The following is a 10,170-nucleotide window of genomic DNA, read 5'->3' as shown; positions in this document are numbered from 1 at the left end:
ATTAGCGGCAGCTTGCAAGAGGTGTGTGTAGCAGCGGCCCAAGAAAAACAACCGGTGGTGATGGTGGATTTTACCCATCCCCAAGCAGTGTATGAGAATGTGCGCACGGCGATCGCCTATGGGGTGTATCCCGTGGTGGGGACAACGGGCTTGAGTCCGGAGCAAATTGAAGAGCTGGCGGAGTTTGTGGACAAAGCCGATATGGGAGCTGTGATTGCGCCAAACTTTTCCATTGGCATGGTGTTGCTCCAGGAGGCGGCCATTCGGGCGAGCCAGTACTTTGACCATGTGGAGATCATTGAGCTGCACCACAACCAAAAGGCGGATGCGCCCAGCGGTACGGCTATCCAAACCGCCCAACGCTTAGCCGAATTGGGCAAAACCTTTAACCCGCCCCAAGTGGAGGAGTCCGAACATCTCAGCGGGGCGCGGGGGGCGTGTGCTGACGCTGCAATTCGCATCCACAGTGTCCGCCTCCCTGGACTGATTGCCCATCAGGAGGTGATTTTTGGGGCACCGGGGCAAATTTATACCCTCCGCCATGACACCAGCGATCGCCAGTGCTATATGCCGGGGGTACTGCTGGCCATTCGCAAAGTCACGCAACTCAAACGCTTGATCTATGGCCTTGAGAAGCTGCTCTAGTCAAACTTCAGGCGCCTGCTGCAACAACCAAAAGCCTTGCAGCGCCTCCTGTTCGGGTCTCTCTTTCACGGCGATAAAGTGCAGTCCTTGGCTTTGGGTGCAGGCGTCCCTAAAGGCAGCAAGTTCCTTGTGAATCTGGGGATTGCGACCACTAATGAGCACCCAGCGATCGCTGGCTCCCGTTTCCAACACCAACGAGGGCTGGGGTTTCTCCTCAAAACTGAGAGAGGCTGGCTCTAAGCCAGAAAGCCAACCCGCCAAGGGCAGTGCCCGCTGTGAATAGATGATTAATCCGGGTAGCAGGGTATCGTCGCTGAGGGTCAAAAAGGGCAGTGGGGGTACCTCGCCAAAGGGCAGTTCCCATTCAGCAGCAGTTTTCATCTCCCCAAGGACAAGGCCGCTAAATTGCCAGCGATCGCCCCGCAGGGCGGAGGGTAAAGGTTGCGGTGCAGGGGGAATTAACTGGGGAGGCGTTGCCAGATCCGCTTGGTAGTTGGCCAAAGTTGGATAGAAGTTCAAGGCGCGATCGCGCAACCAATTGTAAAGGGCAAATGTGCGCCGACTCGGCACCATGACTAAGCCTGCCGCTTCTCCCCCCCGCGTGATAATGCTGGCCATGGCGCGGCGGAAAAAACGTACCCGCTCCGGCTGAACCCCCTCTGCCAGTCCCAGTTGCTGTCGCCATTGAGCCATGGCCTCTTGGAGGGCAGCCGTTAACCAGCGCGCATTGGCTTCAGCTCCGGCACAAGTTTTGCTGAACCGAAAGTGTTGCCGGCGATCGCAAATCAGCAATTCCCAGATTTTTTTGTTGTTTTCATCTACCAGAGGACGGGAATAAAAATCCAACTCCCAGATCGTATCCATTCACACCTATTGGGAACGTTTTAACAACGTTAGCCGCAGCCTTGATGCCACTTGCCTTTCTTAGGATAGGCGGTTTTGGCCGTCAAGGTAAATGTATAGAGCGATACAGATTTTCCAATCTGAGAACTGGTGCAATCAAAGGTTAATTGCGGGTCAAGGCTTCACTTAACTCAAGCCAAACAACAGCCAGATGACTTTCTGGCACGATAGTGCCGCAACTGCGATTTCTCCTCCGCTGAACTCATGCGCAACTCTACTCTATAACCGTTGGGAATGAAACCGATGTCCAAGTTAAAACTGAAACGTGCTAGACGGCAAAAGCGTCCATTATTGACCCTCGACTGGCGACCCAAGTTCTACTGGCGATCGCCCGCCCTTGTGGCCTGTATTCCTCTCGCTCTTATTATTGTTGCAGTCTGGGGAGTTGCTGCTCAAGCACAGGATAAGCCCCTCACCCCTGAAGACGTTCAAGGGGTACTCAATACTATCTGGGTATTGATTGCAGCGATTCTGGTGATCTTCATGAACGCGGGTTTCGGCATGCTGGAAACCGGCCTCTGCCGCCAAAAAAATGCGGTCAATATCCTTGCTAAAAACCTGATTGTTTTTGCCTTGGCCACCCTTGCCTACTGGGCGATCGGGTTCTCCTTGATGTTTGGGACTGAGGGCAATGCCTTTCTCGGCTGGGGCGGCTTTTTCCTCAGCAGTGAAAACCCCGAAACCTACGGTTTAGAACCCTTTCCCAAGGGGTTACCCATCCCCGTCGCCTTTCTCTTTCAAGCAGCCTTTGCCGGAACTGCAGCTACCATTGTTTCCGGTGCTGTCGCCGAGCGGATTAAGTTTGTGGACTTTTTAATTTTCAGCCTCCTGCTTACCGGCATCTCCTACCCAATTACGGGGCACTGGGTCTGGGGAGGTGGCCTCCTTAGCAATATCGGCTTTCTCGGTGAAAACGTTGCTTTCAAGGACTTTGCCGGTTCGACGGTAGTACATGCCGTAGGCGGTTGGGCGGCTCTCATGGGGGCTGCGTTCCTAGGCCCCCGAATTGGCAAATATGCGGCTGACGGGACTCCCCAAGCCTTACCGGGGCACAACATGGGCTTTGCCATGCTTGGCTGTTTAATTCTTTGGATCGGTTGGTTTGGTTTCAACCCCGGTTCCGAATTGGCTGCGAATGAAACTGTGCCTTACATTGCGGTAACAACTAACTTAGCGGCGGCAGCAGCTGGTCTGGCAGCAACAATGACAGCTTGGCTAGCCATTGGTAAGCCTGATCTCTCCATGATTATCAACGGCATTCTGGCGGGTCTAGTGTCCATTACAGCGTCTTGTGCCAGTGTGTCTTACTGGAGTGCTGTCATCATCGGTGCTATTGGCGGTGTCGTTGTGGTCTATGCCGTCCTCTTCTTTGACCGCATTAAAATTGATGACCCTGTGGGGGCCACCTCGGTTCACCTAGTGTGCGGCACTTGGGGCACCTTAGCCGTTGGCTTGTTTGACAAAGATTTAGGCCTCCTCACCGGCCATGGGGTGACTCAGTTGATTGCCCAAATTATCGGCATCCTGAGTATTGGTGGCTTTACCGTGTTGACGACGAGTATTTTCTGGTTAGCCCTGAAGCAAACCCTTGGTATTCGTGTTTCCCAAGACGAGGAACTCAGAGGCTTGGATATTGGCGAGCATGGTATGGAAGCCTACAGCGGTTTCTTGAAAGAGTAACTCGCCCGTCCCCCAGTTTGGAGCCGTACCACGATTGCCCTAGGTGGTTTTTGCTGTCCTCAGCTTGTGAGGGCAGTTTTTTTTCTAACTTGGCAGTGATCTACGCTACGCTATAGCGGCAGTAGGTGAGGAAGTTTTGGATGAGCGATCGCGCCATGGCAGGACGGGTGCGACAACATGTTAACCCTCTAAGTCAAAAATTCCAGCAAGATATTGCGGTTCCCGACTGGTCAACGATTTACGCACAACCCTCGCAGCCCCTGCACCTTGACATTGGCTGTGCCAAGGGGACGTTTTTACTGGAAATGGCAGCGCTGTACCCAGAGCAAAATTTTCTAGGTTTGGAAATTCGCCACCCCCTGGTGGTATTGGCCAATGAGCGGCGCGATCGCCGGCAACTTCGCAACCTCCACTACCTTTGGGGCAATGCCAACGTGCACTTGGGCAAAATCCTCACTGGGCTTCCCCTGCACACCGTCACGATTCAATTTCCAGATCCTTGGTTCAAGCGCCGCCACCATAAACGCCGCGTCGTCACCCCAGAACTGGTGGCGCTCCTTGCCGCCCTTCTGCCCGCCGGTGGGCGGGTTGTCCTCCAATCGGATGTCCTTGAGGTGGCAGAATCTATGGTGCAGCAGTTTCGTGCCCATCCCGCCTTTCGCTCAACCTGTACCGATTGGTTGCCCCAGAGTCCTTGGCCCGTGGCGACGGAACGGGAAAAATGCGTCCTCCGCAAAGGACTGCCTGTTTACCGCTGGCAATTTGAGCGGCGTGCCGTCTAACTAGCTTTCAAATACTGCTGCCACATAGCCACAATGGGCGGGGAACCATACCAAGGGGCATGGGGGCGATCGCGGAAGCGGCTGCGCGGCGCATGGAGCACATCTTCATAAACGAGATTCTCTGCCCCCTCCAGGTGGGCTGCGACCACCGGTGTCACTCCATCACCCCAGCAGGCACCCTCGCCACAGGTGAGTTTATAGCTTTGATAGGTAAACCAATTGGCAAATGACCCGCGCGGTGTACCATAGATTGCCTTGCCCGCCAGACACACATAACGAACTTGCGCATAATAAGCACCGGGGTACGTGGTGTTAACAAAGTCCAGATTGCGGCGTGTCCAACGCTCCTGACTTCGATGGGGAGTACCTAAGGTGATCAGGGTATGCACCCATTTGTGACCCGCCCAAACTTGGCCATCATAGGGCTGATCTCCTAGGTAAATGCGACTAATCCAGCCCCCTGCCGAATGGCCAATGAGATGTACGGCGGAGGCCCCTGTTTCATTTAGGATGTTTTGAATGGTGGTATCCAAAGCCCGTAAGATTGGCGCCACCGATCGCCCCCCCAGCGTGGGAAACCACGAGCGTACCCTGAGGGGCACCACCTCCGCCACAAACCCTAACTGCCGCAGATAATCCCGCAGTGGGTAGTAGTCAGGAGCCGCCGCCAAATATCCCGGTAAAAGAACAACAGGCAACACAGGCATTAACTTGCTTGGGGCGTCGTTGGGAAGTGTATCACATTTGGATAGACGGCAATAATGAGACCCTCGCGCGCCAGCAGTGTGTGCGGAAATTGTGCCCGTGCCAACTCGCCAATGCGATCGAGAAAGTCATCGTCGTGGCTGGGGTCGTGGTGAAACAAAATTAGTTGTTTAACTTGGGCTGCTTGGGCAAGCTTAACCGCCTCTTGCCATGTGGAATGTCCCCACCCCACCTTACTCTGCTGCGGGTGGTGGTATTCTTCATCGGTATAGGTGGCATCGTAAATCATTACATCGGCGCGGTCAGCCAAGGCAAAGGCCCCCGGATGTAATTGATCGGGCAAATGTTCTGTGTCTGTAATATAGGCTACATGAATGCCCTGCCAACTGACGCGATAGCCTACCCCCCCGCCTGGATGATTCAGAGCTTCATTCCTCACCACCACACCGCCGCCTAGGTGCACTTGCTCACCAACCTCTAAGTCATAAAAGCGCAAATCCCCCCCCATAATCTGCAACGGAACAGGAAAGTTGGGGTGGAGCATTTGATCATGTAGTCGGCGTTCAATGCCCTGCCCATTTTTGCCCGGCACGGCGTAGATATGGAACTGATTCCCCGGTACAAAGGCGGGCTGAAAGAAGGGAAAGCCCTGAATGTGATCCCAATGGGTATGGGTAAAGAATAAATGTGCCGCCACGGGGTGTTGACCCATTAAGTGCTCCCCCAAAACCCGCAGACCCGTACCCCCATCAAAAATTAGCCGTTGACCATTGGCCTGAATTTCCACGCAGGGGGTATTGCCGCCATAGCGGACAGTGTGGGAGCCTGGACAGGGAATACTGCCGCGTACGCCCCAAAACCGAATGGTAAGTGGGTTAAACATGAGCATATCGCAAACCTTGATTGTAGTCTGCCACGGAAAGCACTCTTGAGTTGTGATAGGGATCATCCTTCCCCTGTGACTTTGGCTGTTGATAGGGTGGAGTGAGTCATCGTTAAGTTTGGTCAAAAATTTTGTCTGGAATTTGCCCAGTGAGTGCATACCTGCAAAGAGGGCATTGGCTCAAGGAGCTAGACCCCGACCTGGTAGCTGGGGTTGGGCAGAGGGCAATGGGGCGCCGGCTACAACTATTTTTAGGGCAGCTGCTCCATTCTCCCCAACACTCCGCTTGCCTGAGATTGACGTTGCAGCTCCTTTGATTGCAGCAAAAGATTCCGAGAGGCGGGAAGCCATCCGTACTGTCCTGGGGATTTTTCGCGATTCCTCTTATTTGGAGGAGGGGATTCTTGCCGGTTAGTGTGTGCACCTTGCGGGCGGGCGGCACTCAGAGATCATTGCCCGCTTGGAGCGCCATTTGGCTTTAGCAGTGGTGCAGTCCCACCAGATTGCCCTCGCTTGCGCCCTGGGCAGTATTGACCCTGGCCATCCCCAAGCCATTGACACCTTTGAGTTAATTATTGAGCAGTGAGCCTACGATCTAGACGCGCGAATGATGGCTGTGCGCGGGCTACACCGAATTGCCCCTGAGCCTCCCCTTGTGTTGAAGACCTGCGATCGCTGGTGGAGAAGGCACAGGAAACTGAGGATATTCTCAGCTTCTGCTATGGCTTGGCTGCCCTTGATGAATTGCCCCAACCCCTGAATCCCGATCTGACCATCACAGTGTCCCATGGGTTTGCCGGAAAATTGCCAGCTTTAAGACCCAAGAAGAGGCTGACTTGATGACCCCCTATACCGTGCTGTGGTACTGGAGCCGCTACCTTCCCTCCCTAGGATTTGAAAATTTCTATCAATAGCCTACTCTCCTAGTGGGGGTTAAGTGACATCGTTCTTGCAAAAGCAGCGCCAGAAAAAATGGGGTCGTCGTAATGACCGACCCCGCCTGCCGATTCCTCAGAGAGGAGAACACTAAAATTCAGCCTAAGACAAATGAGAAAAAATGTCAACAAGTCCAAGAAACAAGTTTGTAGCAGCGCACCCTCTTGCCCTTTCTTCCGCAGATTCTAAGCAGAGCCTTCCCGTTTTCTTGGTGCACCATCCAGAATTCGAGTTCCCGTGATGTTGCACACCCGTACCACCCCAGAAAATCTCAAGTTAGGAGAGCAATTCCAGTTGCTGAATCACAGGTTCGGGCGATCGCGGTATCTCTGGAGGATCTTGACTCTCTTGCTCAAGATTGCCATCAAGGGTTTGGAGGGCGACTAGCAGATCCTGCCGCAGAGGTTCAAGGTCAGGGTGATGATCCAGATACAGTTGCAAGGCATGGCTGGGGTCAAGGCACTGTTCTAGGGCAACGTCCGGCAGCCGAGGAATGGGCTGACTATTGACGAGTTGGGGCAGAAGGCTGACGCTGTGGGCGCTTTCAAGAGCTTTTTGCAGTTCATGGAGGTGGATCAGGGGAATTTGATCGGGGCGCAGTTGATACATGAGCCGCACCACCGCCCCGGTGATGTCCTCGCCGGCGATCGCCCCCAGGAGTGCGGCTTGGGGATCGGTTTCCACGGCGGTGAGATCTACACGAATCGTGCGAAAGGGGCGGGTGGGGAGGGGACAAAACTGAAATTGGGTTTTGCCCTTGGTTAAGTGAACCAAGACGTAGCCCTTTTCTTCTCCCTCTTCGCCAAAATCCACCCGCTCAATGCTGCCGGGATAGACTACCGGCGGATCTTGGCACAGGACTTGATGGCGATGGACATGACCAAGGGCAACATAGTCAAAGCAGGGGCGCGCCAAAAGACTCAGGGGAATCGTAAAGCCTTTGCCAGCACTTAAATAGCGTTCAGAGCCGTACTGAGCCGTGTCCACCATGGCATGGGCAAGTAAGACAGTGGGCAAGGCAGGATCGAGTTGGCGAATTTCCCCCTCAAGGGCGAGGCGCAGCCGCTCAAGGAGCAGTTGATGCACTTCAGCAAGGGAAAGGCCACTGGTTTCCGGCCGGGTGAGGAGGGTGGAGCGGGTTAACCAAGGGAGAGTTACGACTTGCACCCTGCCTTGGCGAGTTTCAAGGCGATGGGTGGTCAAGCGATCGCCCACAATAAAGCCGGGCACCCCAAGGGTGCGATAGAGACTGAGGCTTGCGCCCCCCTGTCCCTGGGCGTGTTGATCGTGGTTGCCCACCAGCAGCACAGTGGGAATGTGGGCATCTGCTAAGCGGCGAAATTGCTTGGCAAAGGCTTCGTGGACTAGGGGAGGGGGTGTTGCGTCGGGAAAGGCATCGCCGCCAAAGAGGACTAGATCCACCGGTTCACCGAGGGCGCGATCAATGCAGGTAGCCAAGGCGGCAATAAAATCCTCAAGGCGCGTGTTCAAGCCCGTAGCGGGGTTAATGTGACCATGACTGAGGCCACTGCCTAGGTGAATATCGGACAGGTGGAGAATTTTCATGGCACTCAGGTGATGACGGTGGGGCGATCGCGACCTGTTAGCCCTTGGATATTCGCCACTTCCTTGGCCAGTTGAATCAAGTCAGCCAGAGCCACTTGGGCATCGAGGTGTTGCTGGGCAGGATTGGGTTCAAAGCGCTCCAAATAGACGCGCAGCGTTGCCCCTTGAGTTCCCGTTCCCGATAGGCGATAGACAATGCGACTGCCATCTTCAAAAATGAGCCGAATCCCTTGATTTTGACTGACGCTGTGATCCACTGGATCGGTGTAGCTGAAGTTATCGGCAGTGGCAACGCGATACCTGCCGAAGGTCTGACCCACTAGGCTGGGGAGTTTTCGCTCCAGTTGGCTCATCAGGGTGTGGGCGCGATCGCTCTCAATACCCTCGTAGTCATGGCGGGAGTAGTAGTTGCGGCCATAGGTTTGCCAGTGGGCTTTGACAATCTCGGCCACAGAGGTTTGGCGCACTGCCAAGATGTTCAACCAAAAGAGCACTGCCCAGAGGCCATCTTTCTCGCGTACATGGTTAGAGCCGGTGCCGAAACTTTCCTCCCCACAGAGGGTGACTTTACCGGCATCTAGCAAATTGCCAAAGAACTTCCAGCCGGTGGGAGTTTCGTAGCAGTCAATTCCCAGTCGGGCAGCCACGCGATCAGAGGCTTGACTGGTGGGCATGGAACGGGCAATGCCGGCTAATCCCTCTTTGTAGCCGGGCACAAGTTGGGCATTCGCGGCCAGAATGGCCAGGCTGTCACTGGGGGTAACAAAACAGTTTGCCCCCAAGATCATGTTGCGATCGCCATCGCCATCGGAGGCGGCCCCAAAATCGGGAGGGTGCTCACCAAAGAGTTGCTGTACTAGGTTACGGGCATAGACCAAGTTAGGATCCGGGTGCCCACCGCCAAAGTCCGGCAGCGGCACACCATTTTGAACCGTGCCTTGGGGCGCTCCTAAGCGTTTCTCAAGAATCCGGTGGGCATAGGGTCCCGTAACGGCGTGCATGGCATCAAAAACCAGGCGCAGCTTCCCGGTACGAATTGTCTCGGCAATGTGATCAAAGTCAAACAGGCTCTCCAGCAGCGCTTGATAATCGGCCACCGGGTCAATGACTTCAACAATCATTTCACCCAAGGGAAACTCCCCAAGGGTGTGCAGATTGACATCGGGTGCCTTGTAAATCTTGTAATGGGTAAGGGCAAGACTGCGTTCATAGATGGCATTGGTGACCTTCTCCGGTGCTGGGCCACCGTTGGCAATGTTGAACTTGATGCCAAAATCTCCTTGGGGACCGGCTGGATTATGACTGGCTGAGAGAATAATGCCGCCGATGGCACCATACTTGCGGATGACACAGGAAGCCGCGGGCGTTGAAAGAATCCCATTTTGCCCCACCTTGACCCGTGCAAAGCCGTGGGCGGCTGCCATCTTAAGAATGACTTGAATCGCCTCCGCATTGAAGTAGCGGCCATCACCTCCTAGAACAAGGGTTTGCCCCTGCGGTGCCTCAATGGTGTCAAAAATTGCTTGAATAAAGTTTTCAAGATAGTGGGGCTGCCGGAAAACCGATACCGCCTTACGCAACCCAGAGGTGCCGGGTTTTTGATCCTGAAAGGGAGTGGTGGCAATAACTTGGATACCCATTAGGAGACTCCACAAGGGGACTGTCGCTATAAGGGCAGCTTAGTCGGCTCGAGAATTGTGGTCAAGACCTTAGCATTCGGGTATATCCCTTGGCTCCAAAATTGAACACGCAATCAATGGGGGAAAACAAGGCGCTCATACTGGTTAAGCCGGCGCCCTAGGTGTACGTCAGCAGATTTTGAAGGACAGTTGCGAGTTCAGGACAAGTTGACGCTCATCCCGCTAACGCCAAAGCGTATAGCGGGAGATTCCCCGTTCACAGAGTCTTAGCTAGATACCCCAAAGGACACCCCCGCCAGAACCTCTCCAGGGGCATTTTCAGCACTGTCCGCCCGACAGCGCTTCTCAAAGAGCATTATAACCTTTAGTCGCTTCTAATGTCACTTAGCCGCCGCTTCACCACCCCCCAAGCCTGCGGCTATGGGCGGAG

9 protein-coding genes are annotated in these 10,170 nt (G+C 54.5%); 4 read left to right on the top strand and 5 right to left on the bottom strand.

Going from position 1 to position 10,170, the window contains the following annotated elements:
• The coding region (gene dapB / locus Q0711_RS08350; protein ID WP_299042272.1) for a 4-hydroxy-tetrahydrodipicolinate reductase at nucleotides 1-645 on the top strand (645 nt) is incomplete at its 5' end.
• Here the strand turns inward: dapB and Q0711_RS08345 are convergent.
• Nucleotides 646-1,509: a Tab2/Atab2 family RNA-binding protein gene (locus Q0711_RS08345; RefSeq protein ID WP_298616218.1), complete on the bottom strand. Its 864-nt coding sequence runs from the start codon at nucleotides 1,507-1,509 to the stop codon at nucleotides 646-648.
• A 273-nt stretch (nucleotides 1,510-1,782) separates the two neighbouring features.
• Between Q0711_RS08345 and Q0711_RS08340 the strand changes: the two genes are divergently transcribed.
• Both Q0711_RS08340 and trmB read left to right on the top strand, forming a co-directional pair.
• The gene (locus Q0711_RS08340; protein ID WP_298616216.1) at nucleotides 1,783-3,228 is read left to right on the top strand and encodes an ammonium transporter; all 1,446 of its coding nucleotides are present in this window, start codon (nucleotides 1,783-1,785) and stop codon (nucleotides 3,226-3,228) included.
• A gap of 155 nt (nucleotides 3,229-3,383) precedes the next feature.
• The gene (gene trmB, locus Q0711_RS08335) at nucleotides 3,384-4,010 is read left to right on the top strand and encodes a tRNA (guanosine(46)-N7)-methyltransferase TrmB (RefSeq protein ID WP_366519104.1); all 627 of its coding nucleotides are present in this window, start codon (nucleotides 3,384-3,386) and stop codon (nucleotides 4,008-4,010) included.
• Here the strand turns inward: trmB and Q0711_RS08330 are convergent.
• The gene (locus tag Q0711_RS08330; RefSeq protein WP_298616212.1) at nucleotides 4,007-4,717 is read right to left on the bottom strand and encodes a lipase; all 711 of its coding nucleotides are present in this window, start codon (nucleotides 4,715-4,717) and stop codon (nucleotides 4,007-4,009) included. The genes trmB and Q0711_RS08330 overlap by 4 nt on opposite strands.
• A complete protein-coding gene (locus Q0711_RS08325) occupies nucleotides 4,717-5,598 on the bottom strand; it encodes an MBL fold metallo-hydrolase (protein WP_366142518.1) in 882 nt (293 codons plus the stop codon). The genes Q0711_RS08330 and Q0711_RS08325 overlap by 1 nt, the downstream gene beginning before the upstream one ends.
• A gap of 418 nt (nucleotides 5,599-6,016) precedes the next feature.
• On the opposite strand from Q0711_RS08325, the gene Q0711_RS08320 reads away from it, so the two are divergent.
• Nucleotides 6,017-6,184, top strand: coding sequence for a hypothetical protein (locus tag Q0711_RS08320; protein ID WP_299042269.1), 168 nt, complete (start codon nucleotides 6,017-6,019; stop codon nucleotides 6,182-6,184).
• Nucleotides 6,185-6,810: 626 nt separating this feature from the next.
• On the opposite strand, the gene sbcD is transcribed toward Q0711_RS08320, so the two are convergent.
• Together sbcD and Q0711_RS08310 are read right to left on the bottom strand one after the other, a co-directional pair.
• Nucleotides 6,811-8,100: an exonuclease subunit SbcD gene (gene sbcD, locus Q0711_RS08315; RefSeq protein WP_298616206.1), complete on the bottom strand. Its 1,290-nt coding sequence runs from the start codon at nucleotides 8,098-8,100 to the stop codon at nucleotides 6,811-6,813.
• Nucleotides 8,101-8,105: 5 nt separating this feature from the next.
• Entirely contained in the window at nucleotides 8,106-9,740 is a 1,635-nt protein-coding gene (locus Q0711_RS08310) for an alpha-D-glucose phosphate-specific phosphoglucomutase (RefSeq protein WP_298617309.1), read from the bottom strand.
• Between the last annotated feature and the right edge of the window lie 430 nt (nucleotides 9,741-10,170).

Source organism: uncultured Thermosynechococcus sp. (assembly GCF_937958135.1).
GTDB lineage: Bacteria > Cyanobacteriota > Cyanobacteriia > Thermosynechococcales > Thermosynechococcaceae > Thermosynechococcus.
Note: the sequence above shows the minus strand (reverse complement) of the source record. Positions and strands in the feature narration are given on the sequence as shown.